Source organism: Stenotrophomonas sp. YJH_SMC_80 (assembly GCF_059372495.1).
The window spans coordinates 155,359-173,246 of sequence record NZ_JCAFVP010000006.1; the positions used below are offsets into that span (position 1 = coordinate 155,359).

The following is a 17,888-nucleotide window of genomic DNA, read 5'->3' on the forward strand; positions in this document are numbered from 1 at the left end:
TAGACGGAGGACTGCGCGATGGGACCCGAACTGGGATGGATGCAATGGCTGATCTGGGGCACCGGCACGCTGGTGTTCGGCGCCATCATCGTCGGTGTCTTCATCGCCGCGTGGCGCGCGGGCAAGCGCCCACCGGAGCAGCTCTCCGCCGCCCGCCACGTGGCCCGTGAGCAGGCCCTGCCGGATAGCGTGCAGGCCGAGCTGGCCGCGCTGAACCAGCGCAAGGACAATGGCCAGCTGAGCGAGATGGAGTACGAGCAGTTGCGCGCCAAGGTGTTGTCGCGCTGACGGGCAATGCCCGGGGTCGGATCCCTTTCCGCAGGAAAGGGCTCTGACCCCTTCGCGGGCGCCATCCACGCGCGGCGTGGATCTACCGCACGCACCCGGCCACCGCCTCCACCTTCGGCACCGCCAACCGGTACACGTCCACGCCACCGGCACGCGGTGCCCTGGCCGCGCTGCTGGCCACCATCATTTCGCCTGGCTTGGCGTTGTCGATCACCGGCGCGCCGGTCCAGCCGCCGGTCTGGTTGAACGACAGTCCCAACGGTTGCAGGGCCGCGCCACTCCACGCGCAGCCGCTGCTCCACACCTGTGCGGTCGTGCCGTTGCCGCGGCTGAACACCACTGCGCCATCGTTGCCCAGCCAGTCGCCGTCGGTCTCGTCATCGGCGCTGTTCAACGCTGTCAATGCGGTGGCCGGGCCGCGCATGCCCTGCGCATCCAGCGTCGCCACGAACAGGTTCCAGCCGGCGCCACGGCCCTGTTGGCGGGCAAACAGCAGCCGCGTGCCGTCCGCGCTCAGGGCCGGCCCGCGCTCTTCGTGGCGTCCACCGTCGCCGGCCATGGGGTGCGCCTTGCCCAGCCGGCCATCGGCTTCCACTGCAGCCCGGTACAGCGCCAGCGCGCCTTCGCGGCCGGCGGCGAACAACAGCCAGCGGCCGTCGCGGCTGAAGTACGGATCGCGGGCCTCACCGGCCACGCCCACCGCCAGGGCCTGCGCCTGCTGCCAGCGGCCATCGACCACGCGCGCCTCCCACAGGCCCCAGCCGGCTTCGCCGCGGCGGGCGAAGACGATGCGCCGGCCATCGGCACTGATCGTGGCGCGGCCCTCGTCGGCACGGGTCGAGACCACGCCCATGCCTTCGATGCCGTACTCGTTCAACGCCATCGCCACGGGGGCAGAGAGTAGACTGGCGGCAAGCACCAGCAGGGGCAGGGTGATGCGCATCATCCGGTTCCATGCACGAACAGAGCATCAGTCTAGCCAGCTTGAGGATTCCATGACCGACCGTTACGCCGTCTTCGGACACCCCGTTGCCCACTCGAAGTCGCCGCAGATCCACGCGACGTTCGGTCGCCAGGAAGGCATCGCGGTGGATTACCGCGCGATCGACCTGGCCCCGGAGGCGTTCCTGGCCGGCCTGGAGGCCTTCGCCGCCGACGGCGGTGTCGGCGCCAACGTCACCTCGCCGCACAAGGAGGCCGCGTTCTCGGTGTGCACCACCCTGACCGCACGCGCGCGCCGCGCCGGTTCGGTCAACACGCTGCTGCGCAAGGGCGACCGCTGGCATGGCGACACCACCGACGGCATCGGCCTGGTGCGTGACTTGACCGACCGCCATGGCCTGGACCTGCGTGGCCGCCGCATGTTGCTGATCGGTGCCGGTGGCTCCGCGCGCAGCGTCGCCCCGGCGCTGCTTGATGCCGGCATCACCGAGCTGGTGGTGGTCAACCGCACGCCGGAACGCGCCGATGAACTGATCGATGCGATGGGTGAGCCGGGTCGCGCGATCAGCCGCTACTGGGAAGACCTGCGTGATCTGGGTGACTTCGAACTGATCGTCAACGCCACCTCGGCCGGCCGCGACCGTGACGTCGAGTTCAAGCTGCCGCTGTCGCTGGTCAACTCGATGACCACCGCCGTCGACCTCAACTACGGCGAAGCGGCGATCGCCTTCCTGGCCTGGGCGCGCGCCGCGGAGTGCCGCAATACGGTCGATGGCCTGGGCATGCTGGTCGAGCAGGCCGCTGAGAGTTTCCTGCAGTGGCACGGTGTGCGCCCGCAGACCGACGAGGTCTACCAGTCGCTGCGTGAGGGCTCGGCCGTGCTGGCCGGCGAGGACTGATCGATGGACGGCACAACCCTGCTGGTCACGGTGCTGAGCATGGTGGGCGTGCGCCTGCCGGTGCTGATCGCGCTGTGCGTGGGCCTGGTCTGGGTGGTCGGCGCACCGCGCGATGCCACCCGCACCGGTGCCCTGGTCGGCCTGCTGCTGTTGCTGCTGGCCAGCCTCGGCGGCATGGCGGCGGGCATCCTGCCGATGTGGATGGTCCGCAGCGGTGATTTCAGTGCCGTGTCGAGCTTGAGTGCCATCCTCGGCGTGCTGCATTTCGCGCTGGCGATGGTCGAGGCGATCGGTGTGGTGCTGGTGGTGTGGGCGCTGGTGCGCCTGCTGCGTACCCGTACGCTCCCGGCCGCCTGACCGGTCGCGCCGGGCCATGCCCGGCGTATCTGCCCCTGGGATGGTCCGGCCATTGGACCGGGACCGCCAGCGGGCGTCGTCGCTGGCCCGTTCAGGGTCCCAGCGGCGGTGAATGCGGCCGGCCATGCGACAATGCCCGGCCTGATCCAGCTACGGTAATTCCCGGCGTGACCGAAACCGTCGCCGCTCCGCGCACCCTCGATGACACCTTGAAGGACGCGATCCGCAAGGCGTACACGACGCTGCAGGCCAATACCCCCGGCTTTTCCACCCGTCGCTCGCAGAGCCAGATGATCGGCGTGGTGTCGCGTGCGCTGTCGAAAAGCGGTGGCGTCGGCGTGGTCGAGGCGCCCACCGGCGTCGGCAAGAGCCTGGGCTACCTCACCGCAGGCGTGCCGATCGCATTGGCCAGCAAGAAGAAGCTGGTGATCAGCACCGGCACCGTGGCGCTGCAGTCGCAGCTGGTCGAGCGCGATATCCCGAATTTCCTGAAAGCCACCGGCCTGGAGGCGACCGTGGCGCTGGCCAAGGGCCGTACCCGCTACCTGTGCACGCGCAATGCCGCCGAGGCGCAGGGCGAGGGCTCGCAGGGCGGCATGTTCGAGGATGACGCGCCGCTGTTCGACCGGCCACTGGCGCCGATCGAGATGGACATCGCCAAGCGCCTGACCGACGCCTTCACCAGCGGCAGCTGGGATGGCGATATCGACAACGCACCGGAGACCATCAGCCCCGGCCTGCGCAGCCGCATCACCACGCCGGCTTCGGGCTGCGCCGGGCGCCGTTGTGCCTATTCGGCGCAGTGTGCGGTGCTGCGTTCGCGCAACACCGTGCGTGATGCGCAGATCGTGGTCACCAACCACGCGCTGCTGCTGTCGGCGCTGTCGATCGGCGACAGCGACAACGGCCAGCCGTTGATCGCGCCGCCCTCGGACATGCTGCTGGTGCTGGACGAAGGCCATCACATCGGCAACGTGGCGATCGACCAGGGCGCGGCGAGCCTGGCGCTGGACGAGATGGCCAAGCGTACCGGCCGCCTGCAGATCCTGATCGCCGGCGCCTACCGCGCGGTCGACAAGGACCGCCTCGGCAACCTGCTGCCGAACGAAGCGATCGAGGTGGCCAGCAACGTGGCCAAGCAGCTGCGCGCGTTCCGCGATCATATCGAGCGGGTGTGGATGCCGGCGCCGGCGGACGAAGAGCCGATGTGGCGCGCGGCCAATGGGCGACTGCCCGAGGCCTGGCGCGAGCCGATCGAGGCCCTCGCCGACGATACCCGCAGCCTCTACAACTGGGCGCACGCCGCCACCGCGCAGGTGGCCAAGGGCAAGCCGGACGATGCCGCGCGCGAGCGCCTGCAGCGCAACCTGGGCATGGCGCTGGAAATGATCGAGCAGCAGTACAACCTGTGGCAGGCCTGGCGTCGCGAAGACAAGGACGGTGCGCCGCCGATGGCGCGCTGGGTCACCGCCACCCGCGACGGCGACCTGGTGCTGCACGGCTCGCCGGTGTCGGCCGCGCACGTGCTGCGCAAGCTGCTGTGGGATGAAGTGGACTCGGTGGTGATGACCTCGGCGACGCTGACCGGCGGTGGCGACTTCCAGTCGCTGGCGATCGACAACGGCATTCCGGAAGAGGCCGAGATGGTCTCGCTGTCGTCACCGTTCGACCTGCCCAACCAGGCCGAACTGATCGTGCCGAAATTCCCGGTCACCCCGGACGACCGCGAAGGCCACCCGCGTGAAGTGGCGCGCTATCTCGACACCGAACTGGACTGGGCCAAGGGCTCGATGGTGCTGTTCACCTCGCGCTGGAAGATGGAGAAGGTGGCTGGGCTGATGTCGGCCGCGCGCCGCAAGCAGGTGCTGGTGCAGGGCGAGATGTCCAAGACCCGCCTGATTGACGAGCATCTGCGCCGCGTGGCGGCGGGTGAAGGCTCGGTGCTGTTCGGGCTGAATTCGTTCGGCGAAGGCCTCGACCTGCCAGGTGAAGCCTGCACCACGGTGGTGATCACCCAGGTGCCGTTCGCGGTGCCGACCGACCCGCAGACCGCCACCCTCAGCGAATGGTTCGAGGGGCGCGGGCTCAATGCGTTCAACCTGATCGCCATTCCGCATGCGCTGCGCACGTTGACCCAGTTCGCCGGCCGCCTGATCCGCACCTCCACCGACACCGGCCGCGTGGTCATTCTTGATTCGCGGCTGCTGACCCGCCGCTACGGCAAGCGCATCATCGACGCGCTGCCGCCGTTCAAGCGCGTGATCGGCTGACCGGTAGTGCCGGCCGCTGGCCGGCAAAAAGGGGACGGAGGGAATTAAGTCGTTTTTGCCGTAAACGACTTAATTCCCTCCGTCCCCTTTTCTGCCCCCGTAGTGTCTACCGCCGCAACGGCAGCCATTGCCCTTCGCTGGCGCTGCGCCACAGCCATTCGACCGGCCCGAAACGATGGCCGCGCAGCCACCATGCGCTCGCCAGCAGTTGCAGCGGGAACACTACTGCAGCCACCAGCAGCACCGGCCACAATCCATGCCGCGGGCCGATGCCCAGCCCGAAGCCGGCAAACAGCGGTACGCAGATCGCGCTTTGCAGCAGGTAGTTGCTCAGTGCCATGCGCCCGGCCGGAACGAATACGCGCAGCACGCGTTCGGCCCACGGGCGCAGATAGAGCAGGGCGAAGATCGCCGCCGCAGCGATGCCCAATGCCAGCGGCGCAACGCGGTACGACACGCGCAGCAGGTAGCCGGGCACGCCCCCACGCAGCGCCGGCCACGCCTGCTTGAGCGCATCTGCATTGACATCGATCCAGAGGAACACGATGCCCAGCAGCAGACCGCCGAGAGCGATCACGCGCAGCAGAGGCAGATGCGCGCGCGGTTGCTGCAACAAGCCGCGGCGGCCCGCCCAGTAGCCCAGCAGGAAGCGGCCCAGCACGAACAGCAGCAGTGCCCAGTTGCTCAGCTTCAGCCACGCCGCCAATTGCAGGTTGCGCCACCACGCCTGGGCCAGGCTGCCGTGCGCCAATGCATCGAGCGCTGTGGCATTCATCTGCGCGCGCGGAGTCAGCAGGGCCACCCATTCGCGTATCCACGGCGACAGCAGCGGTGGCAGCAGCAGGGCGATGATCACGCCGCTGCATAGCAGGGCACGATCACCCAGGTGCCGGAACAGCGGCAACAGCAAGCCGACCAGTGCGTACACCAGCAGGATATCGCCCCACCACAGCAGTACCGAATGCAGCAGGCCGATCACCAGCAGCACACCCATGCGCCGCAGGTGCGCGGCCATGCTGCCCTGCGCATTGCCGTCCATCTGCATCGCCACACCCATGCCGAACAGCAGCGAGAAAAGGGTGATCGCCTTCATGTCCACCAGCCATTCCATGCCGGTGCGGATGGCGTGATCAAACGGGGCACTTGGCAGGGTCTGCTGCGCGGCCTCGGTCATCAGTGCATCGAGCGAAAAGAAGCGCAGGTTGACCAGGAACACGCCGAGCAGCGCGAATCCGCGCAGGGCATCGATGAGGGGTTGGCGCGGCGGGCGTTGGGTCATGCCGCGCAGAGTAGCGGATCGGTAGCGCCGGCCGCTGGCCGGCAACCGTTGTTGGTAGATGCCGACCTTGGTCGGCGCTGTGGGTTCCGTGCCAACCAAGGTTGGCACCCACCAGAGCGATGCGGCGATTGTTGCAGAGGTAGTGCCGGCCGCTGGCCGGCAACCTCATTGAAGTGGGGCGTCGCAGTACAGATGCCGGCCAGCGGCCGGTACTACCGTATGGCGGTCAATCACCCAGCAGGGCGGTGTTGCGTACGGCGCCCTTGTCGGCGCTGGTGGCGAGCAGGGCGTAGGCCTTCAACGCGCTGGTGACCTTGCGCGGGCGCGGCGCACGCGGTTTCCAGCCGCGGGCATCGGCGTCGGCGCGGCGCTGGGCCAGCACGGCCTCGTCCAGCAGCAGATCGATGCGGCGGGTAGGGATGTCGATGCGGATGCGATCGCCATCTTCCACCAGGCCGATGACACCGCCACTGGCCGCTTCCGGTGAGACGTGGCCGATCGACAGGCCCGAGGTGCCGCCGGAGAAGCGGCCGTCGGTCAGCAGCGCGCACTGCTTGCCCAGCCCCTTCGACTTCAGATAGCTGGTCGGGTACAGCATCTCCTGCATGCCGGGGCCGCCCTTCGGGCCTTCGTAGCGGATCACCACCACCTCGCCCGGCAGCACCTCGTCGGCGAGGATGCCGGCAACGGCGGCGTCCTGGCTTTCATAGACACGCGCGGGACCTTCGAATACGTGGATCGATTCGTCCACGCCGGCGGTCTTCACCACGCAGCCATCGACGGCCAGGTTGCCGCGCAGCACGGCGAGGCCACCTTCCAGTGAGTACGCATGCTGCAGCGAGCGGATGCAGCCCTCGGCGCGGTCCAGGTCCAGCGTCGGCCAGCGCGTGGCCTGGCTGAAGGCTTCCTGGGTGGGAATGCCGGCCGGGCCGGCCTTGAAGAAGGTGTGCAGGGTGTCGTTGTCACTGCGCACCACATCCCAGCGTTCCAGCGCTTCGGCCAGGCTGGCGCTGTGCACGGTGGGTACCGTGGTTTCGAGCAGGCCGGCGCGGTCCAGCTCGCCGAGGATGCCGAACACACCGCCGGCGCGGTGCACGTCCTCGATGTGGTACTTCGGCGTGTTCGGCGCCACCTTGCACAGCTGCGGCACGCGCCGCGACAGCGCGTCGATGTGGGTCAGGTCGAAGTCGACCTCCGCTTCCTGCGCGGCGGCCAGCAGGTGCAGGATGGTGTTGGTGGAGCCGCCCATGGCGATGTCGAGGGTCATCGCATTGGCAAACGCCGCCTGGGTGGCGATGCCGCGCGGCAGCGCGCTCGGGTCCTCGCCGCCATACCAGCGATGGCAGAGTTCGACGATCAGGCGGCCGGCACGGCGGAACAGCGCCTCACGGTCGGCATGGGTGGCCAGCGTGGTGCCGTTGCCCGGCAGCGACAGGCCCAGTGCTTCGGTCAGGCAGTTCATCGAGTTGGCGGTGAACATGCCCGAGCAGGAGCCGCAGGTGGGGCAGGCGCTGCGTTCGAACGCTGCCACCTTCTCGTCGGAAGCGCTGTCATCGGCAGCCACCACCATCGCATCGACCAGGTCCAGCTTGTGCTCGGACAGCTTGGTCTTGCCCGCTTCCATCGGTCCGCCGGAAACGAACACCACCGGGATGTTGAGGCGCAGCGCTGCCATCAGCATGCCGGGGGTGATCTTGTCGCAGTTGCTGATGCACACCAGCGCGTCGGCACAGTGCGCGTTGACCATGTACTCCACGGCGTCGGCGATGATCTCGCGGCTGGGCAGCGAATACAGCATGCCGTCGTGGCCCATCGCGATGCCGTCGTCCACGGCGATGGTGTTGAATTCCTTGGCGACGCCGCCGACCTGCTCGATCTCGCGCGCGACCAGCTGGCCGAGGTCCTTCAGGTGCACGTGACCGGGCACGAACTGGGTGAAGGAGTTGGCGATGGCGATGATCGGCTTGTGGAAGTCGCCGTCCTTCATGCCGGTGGCACGCCACAGGGCGCGGGCGCCGGCCATGTTGCGGCCGGCGGTGGAGGTGCGGGAACGGTATTCGGGCATGGCTGGCGGAACGGGCGGGCCGTACGACGTGGGGGTCAGCCGATCATGGCCAATTTTTTCGGTTGCTGCTGCAACCACCGGAGATGGTCCGGCCGGGCTGCGCCCGGCACCTGCCGAAGCAACAGCCGAAGCAACAGCCGAAGCAACAGCCGAAGCAACAGCGGGCTTCCTGCGGGAGGCGGGGTGGGTCCGCTGGCGGGGGACGCCGTAAACCCGTCCTTGGGGGCTTGGCCGCGGCATCCATGCCGCGGACACCCCCGCCAGCCGACCCACCCCGCCTTCGACAGTTTCCTGCGATGTGTCGGGGCCAGCGCTCTGCCCTTGGTAGGTGTCGACCTTGGTCGACACGATGGATCCACGTCATGCGTGGATGATGGGGAACGACGAAAATGAAAGTCCGTTCATCTTTCGGACTTTGCCGATTCCGGTTTCTGGTCCGGATTTGGCATCATTGGGGCATTGATCCGTCGACAGGGCATGAGGCCATGAAACGTTCCCGCACCACCGCGCTGCTGCTGATGAGCGCCGCGCCGCTGCTGTTCACCGCCTGCCAGAAGGAGCCGGAGGTGAAGGTGCAGGAAGGCCTGTACACCTCGGTCGAGGCCTGCACCGAGGCCACCGGCGATCCGTCGTCGTGCCGCAATGCCTTCGCCGAAGCGCAGAAGCAGGCCGCCGATGCGGCGCCGAAGTACGCCAGCAGGGAAGCCTGCGAGAAGGATTACAAGCCGGAGCAGTGCGTGCAGCAGCACACCTCGGCCGGTACCTCGTTCATCGGCCCGATGATGATGGGCTTCTTCATGTCGCAGATGCTGAGCAACCGCGGAGGCCTGGCACCGCAGGCACCGGCGTCGGCGCCGGCCTACCAGGACAAGAATGCGGGTTGGGCGCGCCCGGCACCGGGTGGCACTGGTGGCCTGAACACCGCCAGCGGCATCGGCGCGGGCAAGGCCGGCCTGGCCCCGGTCACCAGCGAACCGAACCGTGCGGTCACTGCCAGCCGTGGTGGCTTCGGCAACAGCAGCGCGCGCCGCAGCAGCAGCGGCAGCTACGGCGGCTGATCGACCCATGCAGCGCATCCGGATTGCCGAGCGTGCCCAATGGCGGGCGCGCGCGGAAGAGGCGGGTTTCCGCTTCCACACCATCGACGGCCAGCCGTACTGGGACGAAAGCGCGTACTACGCGTTCACCCTGCGCCAGATCGAGCAGGACATCGAAGACCCCAGCGCCGAGCTGCACCAGATGGCGCTGGACCTGGTCGGCGATGTCATCGCCAGCGAACGATTGATGGACCAGCTGGCGATTCCGCCGCATTACCGCGACTGGATCGCCGACAGCTGGCGCCAGCGCCAGCCGCATCTGTACGGTCGCTTGGACCTGGCCTACGACGGTACTGGCCCGGCCAAGCTGTACGAACTGAACTACGACACGCCGACCTCGCTGTTCGAGGCCAGCTTCTTCCAATGGCAGTGGCTGGAAGACCAGCGCAACGCCGGTCGCCTGCCGCAGCACGCCGACCAGTTCAACGCGATCCACGAAGCGCTGGTCGAGCGTTTCGGCGAACTGGCCACGCAGCTGCCACCGCCGCTGTATTTCAGCGCGGTGGGCAGTTCCGAAGAAGACCGCGGCACCGTCGACTACCTGCGCGACTGCGCCTCGCAGGCCGGCCTGCATGGCCAGGCCATCGCCATCGAGGACATTGGCCTGTCCGAGGACGGCCGCTTCACCGCGCTGGACGATTCGGTGATCGGCACGCTGTTCAAGCTGTACCCGCTGGAAGACCTGATGGCCGAGGAATTCGGCCGCGCGCTGCCCGGCTCGGGCGTGCAGCTGCTGGAGCCGGCGTGGAAGGCGGTGTTGAGCAACAAGGGCATCCTGCCGCTGCTTTGGCAGCGTAACGTGGGCCATCCGAACCTGCTGGAAGCGCATTTCGATGACGGCAGCACGCTGGCGTCGGGCTGGGTGCGCAAGCCGCTGTTCTCGCGCGAAGGCGCGAACATCGAGATGCATCTGGCCGATGGCAGCACCCAGCGCAGCGACGGTCCCTACGATGGCCCGGCGATCATCCAGCGCGCCCATCCGCTCACCCGCTTCGAAGGCGGCTATCCGCTGATCGGCAGCTGGGTGGTGGGTGACCACGCCTGCGGCGTCGGCATCCGCGAAGACGACAGCGCGATCACCCGTGACAGTGCGCGCTTCGTGCCGCATGCGATCGTTGACGAGGCGCCGACGCGGATCTACGTCTGATGGCGGTGCGGCGTTGGCCTGGCCGGCATGGGCGTTCTTCGCCCGTGCCTGGCCGGCACTTCGATGACGGGCGCAGCCTGCAGGCCTTCGCGGACCGTGTCGCGGTGCGTTGCCATCGCTGCGACGCCCCCGGCTGGGTGGTCGCCAGCTGGGAACCCTACCGGTGGACCGCGCGATTCCGCTGCACCGGCTGCAGTTCTGCACTGGACAGTGGTGACTGGGTCGGTGCGGTCTACATGCTGGGCCGCCAACCTTGTGGATTCTGTGGGCATCAGTGGCTGCACGTGCGTCGTCGGGTTCCCGCTGGCGTTCCTGCACCGGCGTCCTTCGCTGCTCGATGTGCGCAATGTGATCGCAGTACCGATGTTTCGGTCTCGGTGCGTCCATTGCGTGATGCCGAGCCTACCGATCCGCACTTCGGATTGCCGCTGTGCCTGGTCGAACAGACCCGCGCAGGCCTGCTCTGGGCCTATAACGCTGAACATCTGCACGCATTGCACGAGTACGCGAGCGCGACATTGCGCGAAAGCCGCGGCCATCACCGATCCATGTTCTCGCGCCTGCCGCAGTGGATGAAGCTGGCCCGCAACCGGGTGCTGCTGCAGCGTGCGGTGGAGCGATTGCAGCGGCGATTGCTGCAGGGGTAGTGCCGGCCGCTGGCCGGCAACCGCTCCTGGTATCAGAGCAACCCTTCGCGCTTCACCGCCAGATAGCGCTCCACCAGTGCACCGGGCAGGGCGTCGGCGGTCACGTCCAGCACCATCACCTTCTCGCTGCGCAGCGCCTCATGCGCTTTCGCGCGCTGCTGCAGGTACAGCGCCGCGGCACCGGCCTGTGCCGCGTCCTCCAGCGACTGCACCTCATCATCGAGGACAGCATCCAGTTCGCGCTCGCGCAGGCTGGCCACGCACACCAGGTGGCGTTTCTGCAGCAGGCGCACCGCCGCCAGCAGATCCTCGATGTCTTCGTCGCGCACGTTGCTGACCAGCATCACCAGCGCGCGCCGGCGCTGGCGCAGCGACACTTCGGTGGCGGCGGCCAGGTAGTCGGTGGCCACCACGCGCGGCTGCAGGTCGTAGCTGGCACGCAGCAGGTGCTCGACCGTGCCCATGCCACGCTGCGGTGCCACCCAGCGGCGCTCGCCACCGGTGGCGAACAGGCCGGCAGCATCGCCCTGGCGCAGCGCAAGGTAGGCCACCACCAGCGAGGCATTCAATGCATGATCGAAGTGCGAGAGCCCGCCTTCGCTGGCCAGCATGCGGCGGCCACTGTCGAGCATCAGCAGCAGCTGCTGGTTCTTCTCGTCCTGGTACTCGCGCGAGACCAGCTTGCGCGCACGCGCGGTGGCCTTCCAGTCCAGCTGGCGCAGGCTGTCGCCGATGCGGTACTCGCGCATCTGGTGGAAGTCGGTGCCTTCACCGCGGCGGCGCTTCACGTGTGCACCTACCAGCCGCGAGGCCTGGTCGGCGCTGAACAGGGCGAAGCGGGTGAGCGGTACGAAGTTCGGATAGACCCGCACGTCCAGCGCGGGAGGCAGCGTGCGTTGCTGCCACCACAGGCGCCACGGCGAGCGCATGCGCAGGTGCACGCCTTCGAAGCGGAAGTGCCCGCGCTGCAGCGGCTGCAGGTGATAGTGCAGCGTGGAGGCGCTACCGGCCTTCAGGCGCACGCGCTGCGGCAGCGACTCCAGCGGCCAGCCGCCGGGGACCAGGTCGAACACCTGCACCGTCATCGATGCGTCCGCCTGCAGCCGCAGTGCAGCCTCGCGGCGCACGCCCAGTGCCAGCGCTTCGGGCAGCTCACGCTGGATCTGCGGCGATGGACGCCGCGTCTGCCGCCACAGATCCATCAACGCTGGCACGGCAATTGCCACTGCCGCCAGCGCCCAGCTCCAGCGCGGCAGCAGGCCGCCCAGCACCAGGCCACCCAGGGCGGCCCAGGCCAGCAGCAGCGCCAGCAGCAGCGGGGCCGGCCTCATCGGCGCGGTGCTTCCACCTTGGCCAGCAGTGCACCCAGCACGTCGTCGGCGTCCTGGCCTTCGATCTGCAGTTCCGGTGCCAGCGCGATGCGATGGCGCAGCGCGGGGCGCGCGATGTCGCGCACGTCGTCGGGGGTGACGAAGTCACGGCCGGTCAACACCGCCTGCGCGCGCGAGGCACGTACCAGCGCGATGCTGCCACGCGGGCCAGCGCCGACCGCGATACCCGGCCACTGCCTCGTGGCCGCCACAATCCGCACCGCGTAGTCGATCACTTCGTCATCGACGGTGATCGCCGCCGTGGCGCGCTGCAGTTCCAGCAGCTCACCGGCGCCGAGCACGCGCGGCACCTGGCTCAGGTCGAAATCGCTGGCGGCGCGGCCGCTGGTGATCGCGGTCACCATGCGCTTCTCGTCCTCCAGCTGCGGGTAGTCGATCAGCACCTTCAGCAGGAAGCGGTCCAGCTGTGCTTCCGGCAGCGGGTAGGTGCCTTCCTGTTCCAGCGGGTTCTGCGTGGCCAGCGCCATGAACGGCGGCGCCAGGGTGAAGGCCTTGCCTTCGATGGTCACCTGGCCTTCCTGCATCACTTCCAGCAGCGCCGACTGGGTCTTGGCCGGTGCGCGGTTGATCTCGTCGGCCAGCAGCAGGTTGGTGAACACCGGGCCACGACGGATCTTGAAGCTCTCGCTCTTCGGGTCGTACACCGCGTGGCCGCTGACGTCGCTGGGCATCAGGTCGGGGGTGAACTGCACGCGACCGTAGTCCAGCTCAAGTGCCTGGGCCAGCGCGCGCACCAGCAGGGTCTTGCCCAGCCCGGGCACGCCCTCGATCAGCACGTGGCCACCGGCCAGCAGGGCCACCAGGATCTGGTCCAGCACATCAGCCTGGCCGATGAAGGCGTGGCCGACGGCATCGCGGATGGCATCGACGCGTTCGATCAGGCGGGCGTTGGCGGCCGCCGGCAGCTCGGGGACTTCGGTCATAGCAGGGATCTCATCTGGAGCAGCAAGCGGATGCGCTCGCGCAGGGCGGAGGAATCGTGCGGCGGAGGGGGCGTGAGCGCGCTGGCAACGCGGCCTTGCGGCCACTTCAGCAGCTCGGCGATGGCCTGATCGCGCGGCGCGCCATCGAGTGCGGCGGCAACCGGTGCGCGCAGGCGCAGGCGGTGCAGGAACAGGGCGAGTACGGCCTCGTACAGGCGCGCGCCGTGACCGAAGCGCAGCAGCAGTTCACCACTGGCGCGCACGTGCTCCAGCAGCGAACGGCGTTCCAGAACCGGCGACGGCAGCAGGCTGCCGAAGCGCTGCGAGCGGCCCCACAGCCAACCCAGCAGGGCCAGCAGCAACGGTGCCCACAGCGGCCAGCCCTGATAGAACATGCGCGACCACAGTGACGGCGGGCGGCTGGCATAGACCAGCCAGACCGCACCCTTGCCGTAGTTCGGATCGAGCAGGTAGCGGGTCAGGTCGCGATGCGACGCGTCGTGCAGGCCGTCGCTGGCCTTGCCCCCTGCGGAGGCCAGGCGCGCCGCAGGTGAGTCCACCTCGCTGCGCATGAACTCCATGTCGGCCAGCACGCTCACCTTGCCCTGGCCATGGCGCAGGCGCGCGAACACCAGGTCGCGATCCGTGCCCCAGCGACGTTCGGCCTGCGCACTGGCGGCAAAACCCAAGGTGAAGCGGCGGCCACCACAGAATTCAACGTGGCCAGGATCGTCGTCGACATGGAATGGCTGGCAGTCGCTGCGCTGGAACAGGCTGTCCACGCCCAGCCGGTCCAGCAAGGGGCCCTGCGTGCTGCCGGCATCGTCCTCGGCCGGCGGCGGTGTACGTACCAGCAGGTGGCCGCCACCGTCGACCCAGTCCAGCAGCGCGCTGGCAACGGGCGGCGGCAGTTCGCTGCTGTCCTGCAGCAGCACCACCGTATCGTTCGGCCCCAGTGCCATCTGCTGCAGTTCCAGCCGTGGCCGCGAGTGCACGTCAATGCCATCGGCGCGCAGGGCCTGGCCGAGTACGTACAGCGGGTTGTAGGCGGCTTCGCCCTGTGGCGGCAGCCGGATCGTCTCGGTCACCCGTTCGTGCGTGCGCAGGTAGAGGATGGTCAGCGGTACACCGAACAGCACCAATGCACCGAGCAGCAGCGACCAGAACAGGCGCGGACTCATGCCTGCCACCCGTACTGCTGGCGCAGGGTATCGACCAATGCATCGAAATCGGCGCGGCTGGGCAGGCGGCCACCGTAGGCGGCGTACTGCCACATGCGCACGATGCGCGCGAACAGGTCACGATCGGTGGCATCAGGCATGCGCCGCGACGCGCGCAGGCATTGCGCTTCGGTGGCACCAGGTGGAAGCGCGATACCGCTGCGCTCGCCCACCGTGCGCACACTGGCGCGGTACAGCAGGGCCAGCGCCTGCCGCGGCCGGCCCTGGTCCCAGAGCAGGCCAGCCTGGGTGGCCACGTCCGGCGGCAGCACCACCGGCAACTCCACCTGTTCCTCCAGCACCTCCGGTGCAGCGTCGGCCTTGCGCCGGCCACTGCCACGCAGCCATGGCAGCCACAGCCGCGCGGTCAGCAGCAGCACCAGCAGCAGGATGCCGAGCAGGCCCCACAGGCCCCATTCGGCCAGCCGTGCCAGCCAGTCGATGCCGTCCCTGCGCGCTTTGCGTTCACCTTTGCTGTTGGTGTCACGCTGCAGCTGCTTGTCTTCCTTCTTTTTTTCCTCGGCCTGCTCGATCGGCTTCCAGCGGGTGACCTCGCGGGTCGGGCGCTGCAGCGGGTCCTCATAGGCGCGGTTAACCGCTTGACGGAAACCGGCGGTGTCCACCGGCGTGCCACCGAAGATGGTGGCCGGCGTGTTGGCCGGGTCGATGGTCGGTTCATCGTCGTCGTCTTCGGCGGCGATGTCACTGGCGTTGGGCTTGCCCATTGCGCGCCCGGGCTCGGCATCTGCGTCCTGCGCATGCACCGGGGCGGAGACCAGCGGCAGTGCCAGGCACAGCAGCAGCGCCAGCGTCGATGCCGCCGGCAGCAGGCGATCGCGCAGTCGGCGCAGGGCGATTTCGACGTCCCAGGCTTCCATCTGCGTACGCCGGTTCAAGTACAGGCCAAAGCCCGCACCGACGAAGAACGGGCCGATCAGCGCCGAGGCCAGCCAGCAGGCCAGATTGAAACCGAAGCGTGCCCATGCCGGCGTGTCCTTGCCGATCATGTCCCAGGCCGCACGCCAGGATTCGGACATCAGGTCCAGTGGCATGAACATGAACACTGCACCGATGGCACCAGATACCAGCACCGCTTCGAACGCCATGCAGGTCACGGTCAGCACTGTCGCCGCACCTGCGGCGCCGGCAGCCACCGCACGGCGGCGTGGACCGCGCTGACCCGGTGCGTTGCCTTCCAGCAGGTTCACCGGCAGGCACAGGCTGCGCAGCACGCTGAAGCGACGCCAGCCCAGGTAGCCCCAGGAACCAGTGTTGCCCCAGTGGCGCTGCGCACGCAGGGCCGAAAGTGTGCTGACCGGTTCGCCGAAGATGCCGCGCGACAGCACATACAGCGGCGCACGCTCGAACAGTGGCTTGCACCACCACATCGCCAGCCAGGCCCAGCCGAAGGCATCCAGCCACCATCCCAGCGCGTTGAAGATCACGAACAACGGAGCACTGGCCAGCAGCCAGCTGCCCCACACGGCGCGCGCATGGCGGCGGGCGAGGGCACTGCCCAGCTCCATCGCTTCCCAGCCGCTGCGTGCACGCAGCACCACGTCCAGACGGTCAATGCGCATGACCGCCTCCACGCCCGCCACGCCACAGCCACAGCAGCACGCCGGCCCAGAGCACTCCGGCGACGCCGAACTTGGTCCATGCGGGGAGTTCGGCGATCGACGACCAGAACGCTTCGATGAAGGCTGCGACCAGCAGCATGAACGCCACGCCCAGGCACAGCCGCGCACCGATGCGGCCACCGTCGACCAGCGCGTCCAGGCGGCTGCGCCGGCCCGGTGCCAGCAGCTTCATGCCCAGCTGCAGGCCGGCACCGCCGGCGATCACGATCGCGGTCAGCTCGAACGCGCCATGGCCGGCCACGAAGCGCCAGAATGGTCCACCGTGCCCGATGTGCTGCAGGTGGCCGGCCACCGCGCCGATGGTGACACCGTTGAACAGCAGCACCAGCAGCGTACCCAGCCCGGCCAGCAGGCCGCTGGCGAAGGTGCGCAGGGCAATGCTGATGTTGTTGAGGATGTAGTGGCCGAACATCATCCAGTCGGTACCGCTGTCGCGGCCCAGTCGTTCGGCGGCAGGGTCGTACATGCGCTCCATCGCGGCGATCTGGCGGTTGTCCATCAACGTATGGATCAGGTCCGGATAGACCTGTACAAGCACGAAGCAGGCGATTGCCGGCAGGGCGAACATCGCCAGCGCCACCCACATGCTGCGTGCCTGGCTGCGCACGAGCAGCGGGAAGTCGGCGACCAGGAACTCCAGGGCACCCCGCCAGCGTGTCGGCGGCGTGCGGTACAGCACGCTGTGGCCCTGCTGCATCAGCTGCTGCAGGCGCTGGAGCAGCTGCGGGCTGTAACCGCGCTCGCGGGCCAGCGCCAGCTGCTGGCACAGGCGCCGGTAGCGCTGCGGGACGGCGGTATCGTCCAGTGCCAGGCCGCTGGCCTTGCGGCGCGCGCGGCGCGAGGCGCCGGCACGCAGCAGCAGCCACTGTTCCAGCTCCTGCCATTCCTGCTGGTAGCGGGCGACGAACTGTTCCTGTTTCATCGCCGCCCCAGCAGCCAGTTGGCCATGGCGTACAGGCGCAGCACGGCGACCTGGCCGTGGGTGCCGGTCAGGGGCTCGGCAATGCCGGCCAGCTCCTGCTGGCGTGCCGCCGACAGCCGTGGCGCGCGCTCGGCGAAGGCCATCAGCGCGGCCTGTTCCTCCGGCCGCAGTGGCTGCGGCGGGGCCAGCACGCTGTCGATGGTAGGTGGCGGCGGCAGGTACAGCACAGGCGCGTGCACCACCACGGTGCCGGCCACCAGGTCGCCGAGGCGGCGGCCGTGCGGATCGAACAGGCTGCTGACCAGGCCCAGTGCATAGCCGAACGGCAGCATGTCCACCGTACGCAGCAGGTTGCGGGTGATCGCCGCCATCCAGCCCACGGGCGCGCCATCGCGGGACAGCACGCGCAGGCCCAGCGCGCGCTTGCCCAGGGTACGGCCCCACAGCGCCTCGCACACGATCGGGTAGACCCAGTAGACCAGGAACATCAGCACCAGGTTGAGGCCGGAGCCGAATTCGTCCAGCACCGCCAGCGGAATCGCCATCAGCACCAGCACCGCGATGCGCACGCCAAGATCGACCAGCCAGGCCATGGCCCGCGGCAGCGGTCCGGCTACCGGCAACTGAAGCAGCACACCCTCCGGCGTCACCACCTCACGGTAGGTATCGAGCATCGGTGCGGCCATCAGCGCGGTGGCCTTCGTTGTGGGCGCCGGAGTCCTCTCCGGCTGGCAACCACAGGCATGGGGGTCTCGACAGGTCCTGGTCGGGCCCAGACTTTAGCAGAGCCGCGCGGCAGCG

At 68.6% G+C, this 17,888-nt stretch carries 16 protein-coding genes; 7 read left to right on the forward strand and 9 right to left on the reverse strand.

Features of this window, described 5'->3' with window-relative positions:
* Positions 1-18 precede the first annotated feature (18 nt).
* On the forward strand, positions 19-288 hold the full coding sequence (locus AC5P99_RS12565) for a hypothetical protein (RefSeq protein WP_005411545.1): 270 nt from the start codon (positions 19-21) through the stop codon (positions 286-288).
* An 82-nt stretch (positions 289-370) separates the two neighbouring features.
* On the opposite strand, the gene AC5P99_RS12570 is transcribed toward AC5P99_RS12565, so the two are convergent.
* Complete coding sequence (locus AC5P99_RS12570; protein WP_495213208.1) at positions 371-1,234, reverse strand: hypothetical protein; 864 nt, start codon at positions 1,232-1,234, stop codon at positions 371-373.
* A 49-nt stretch (positions 1,235-1,283) separates the two neighbouring features.
* Between AC5P99_RS12570 and aroE the strand changes: the two genes are divergently transcribed.
* The 3 genes from aroE (at position 1,284) to dinG (ending at position 4,756) form a co-directional block, all read left to right on the forward strand.
* Positions 1,284-2,129 carry a shikimate dehydrogenase gene (gene aroE, locus AC5P99_RS12575; RefSeq protein ID WP_005411543.1) on the forward strand — a complete coding sequence of 282 codons (846 nt, stop codon included), beginning with the start codon at positions 1,284-1,286 and terminating at the stop codon, positions 2,127-2,129.
* Between the two features lie 3 nt (positions 2,130-2,132).
* Positions 2,133-2,486, forward strand: coding sequence for a hypothetical protein (locus AC5P99_RS12580; protein WP_005411542.1), 354 nt, complete (start codon positions 2,133-2,135; stop codon positions 2,484-2,486).
* Positions 2,487-2,653: 167 nt separating this feature from the next.
* On the forward strand, positions 2,654-4,756 hold the full coding sequence (dinG, locus tag AC5P99_RS12585) for an ATP-dependent DNA helicase DinG (RefSeq protein ID WP_088436052.1): 2,103 nt from the start codon (positions 2,654-2,656) through the stop codon (positions 4,754-4,756).
* Between the two features lie 106 nt (positions 4,757-4,862).
* Here dinG and AC5P99_RS12590 read toward each other — a convergent pair whose 3' ends face one another.
* Entirely contained in the window at positions 4,863-6,035 is a 1,173-nt protein-coding gene (locus AC5P99_RS12590) for a DUF418 domain-containing protein (protein WP_123959203.1), read from the reverse strand.
* A gap of 226 nt (positions 6,036-6,261) precedes the next feature.
* The gene (gene ilvD / locus AC5P99_RS12595; protein WP_123959201.1) at positions 6,262-8,100 is read right to left on the reverse strand and encodes a dihydroxy-acid dehydratase; all 1,839 of its coding nucleotides are present in this window, start codon (positions 8,098-8,100) and stop codon (positions 6,262-6,264) included.
* Positions 8,101-8,585: 485 nt separating this feature from the next.
* On the opposite strand from ilvD, the gene AC5P99_RS12600 reads away from it, so the two are divergent.
* Genes AC5P99_RS12600 through AC5P99_RS12610 form a run of 3 tightly spaced genes read left to right on the forward strand, consistent with a single transcriptional unit; the run spans position 8,586 to position 10,991 of the window.
* Positions 8,586-9,158 carry a DUF1190 domain-containing protein gene (locus AC5P99_RS12600; protein ID WP_005414818.1) on the forward strand — a complete coding sequence of 191 codons (573 nt, stop codon included), beginning with the start codon at positions 8,586-8,588 and terminating at the stop codon, positions 9,156-9,158.
* A gap of 7 nt (positions 9,159-9,165) precedes the next feature.
* A complete protein-coding gene (locus AC5P99_RS12605) occupies positions 9,166-10,344 on the forward strand; it encodes a glutathionylspermidine synthase family protein (protein ID WP_123959197.1) in 1,179 nt (392 codons plus the stop codon).
* On the forward strand, positions 10,344-10,991 hold the full coding sequence (locus AC5P99_RS12610; protein WP_099605386.1) for a hypothetical protein: 648 nt from the start codon (positions 10,344-10,346) through the stop codon (positions 10,989-10,991). The genes AC5P99_RS12605 and AC5P99_RS12610 overlap by 1 nt, the downstream gene beginning before the upstream one ends.
* A gap of 32 nt (positions 10,992-11,023) precedes the next feature.
* Here AC5P99_RS12610 and AC5P99_RS12615 read toward each other — a convergent pair whose 3' ends face one another.
* From AC5P99_RS12615 to AC5P99_RS12640, 6 genes are read right to left on the reverse strand one after another with little or no spacing between them, the layout of a single operon-like run.
* Positions 11,024-12,322 carry a DUF58 domain-containing protein gene (locus AC5P99_RS12615; protein WP_495213209.1) on the reverse strand — a complete coding sequence of 433 codons (1,299 nt, stop codon included), beginning with the start codon at positions 12,320-12,322 and terminating at the stop codon, positions 11,024-11,026.
* On the reverse strand, positions 12,319-13,305 hold the full coding sequence (locus AC5P99_RS12620; RefSeq protein ID WP_099605388.1) for an AAA family ATPase: 987 nt from the start codon (positions 13,303-13,305) through the stop codon (positions 12,319-12,321). The genes AC5P99_RS12615 and AC5P99_RS12620 overlap by 4 nt, the downstream gene beginning before the upstream one ends.
* Positions 13,302-14,486: a DUF4350 domain-containing protein gene (locus AC5P99_RS12625; protein ID WP_033833771.1), complete on the reverse strand. Its 1,185-nt coding sequence runs from the start codon at positions 14,484-14,486 to the stop codon at positions 13,302-13,304. The genes AC5P99_RS12620 and AC5P99_RS12625 overlap by 4 nt, the downstream gene beginning before the upstream one ends.
* The gene (locus AC5P99_RS12630; RefSeq protein WP_099605392.1) at positions 14,483-16,105 is read right to left on the reverse strand and encodes a DUF4129 domain-containing protein; all 1,623 of its coding nucleotides are present in this window, start codon (positions 16,103-16,105) and stop codon (positions 14,483-14,485) included. Before AC5P99_RS12630 ends, AC5P99_RS12625 begins: the two co-directional genes overlap by 4 nt.
* Complete coding sequence (locus tag AC5P99_RS12635) at positions 16,095-17,087, reverse strand: stage II sporulation protein M (protein ID WP_099605390.1); 993 nt, start codon at positions 17,085-17,087, stop codon at positions 16,095-16,097. Before AC5P99_RS12635 ends, AC5P99_RS12630 begins: the two co-directional genes overlap by 11 nt.
* Positions 17,084-17,773, reverse strand: coding sequence for an RDD family protein (locus tag AC5P99_RS12640; protein WP_005414811.1), 690 nt, complete (start codon positions 17,771-17,773; stop codon positions 17,084-17,086). The genes AC5P99_RS12635 and AC5P99_RS12640 overlap by 4 nt, the downstream gene beginning before the upstream one ends.
* Positions 17,774-17,888: the final 115 nt, after the last annotated feature.

Bases quoted from the DNA above. Each gene is read 5' to 3' on its own strand.
- AC5P99_RS12605 (WP_123959197.1), top strand. From the start codon at position 9,166: ATGCAGCGCATCCGGATTGCCGAGCGTGCCCAATGGCGGGCGCGCGCG.
- AC5P99_RS12565 (WP_005411545.1), top strand. From the start codon at position 19: ATGGGACCCGAACTGGGATGGATGCAATGGCTGATCTGGGGCACCGGC.
- AC5P99_RS12625 (WP_033833771.1), bottom strand. From the start codon at position 14,486: ATGAGTCCGCGCCTGTTCTGGTCGCTGCTGCTCGGTGCATTGGTGCTG.
- AC5P99_RS12630 (WP_099605392.1), bottom strand. From the start codon at position 16,105: ATGCGCATTGACCGTCTGGACGTGGTGCTGCGTGCACGCAGCGGCTGG.
- ilvD (WP_123959201.1), bottom strand. From the start codon at position 8,100: ATGCCCGAATACCGTTCCCGCACCTCCACCGCCGGCCGCAACATGGCC.
- AC5P99_RS12580 (WP_005411542.1), top strand. From the start codon at position 2,133: ATGGACGGCACAACCCTGCTGGTCACGGTGCTGAGCATGGTGGGCGTG.
- AC5P99_RS12600 (WP_005414818.1), top strand. From the start codon at position 8,586: ATGAAACGTTCCCGCACCACCGCGCTGCTGCTGATGAGCGCCGCGCCG.
- AC5P99_RS12590 (WP_123959203.1), bottom strand. From the start codon at position 6,035: ATGACCCAACGCCCGCCGCGCCAACCCCTCATCGATGCCCTGCGCGGA.
- AC5P99_RS12615 (WP_495213209.1), bottom strand. From the start codon at position 12,322: ATGAGGCCGGCCCCGCTGCTGCTGGCGCTGCTGCTGGCCTGGGCCGCC.
- AC5P99_RS12570 (WP_495213208.1), bottom strand. From the start codon at position 1,234: ATGATGCGCATCACCCTGCCCCTGCTGGTGCTTGCCGCCAGTCTACTC.
- aroE (WP_005411543.1), top strand. From the start codon at position 1,284: ATGACCGACCGTTACGCCGTCTTCGGACACCCCGTTGCCCACTCGAAG.
- AC5P99_RS12635 (WP_099605390.1), bottom strand. From the start codon at position 17,087: ATGAAACAGGAACAGTTCGTCGCCCGCTACCAGCAGGAATGGCAGGAG.
- AC5P99_RS12640 (WP_005414811.1), bottom strand. From the start codon at position 17,773: ATGGCCGCACCGATGCTCGATACCTACCGTGAGGTGGTGACGCCGGAG.
- AC5P99_RS12610 (WP_099605386.1), top strand. From the start codon at position 10,344: ATGGCGGTGCGGCGTTGGCCTGGCCGGCATGGGCGTTCTTCGCCCGTG.
- AC5P99_RS12620 (WP_099605388.1), bottom strand. From the start codon at position 13,305: ATGACCGAAGTCCCCGAGCTGCCGGCGGCCGCCAACGCCCGCCTGATC.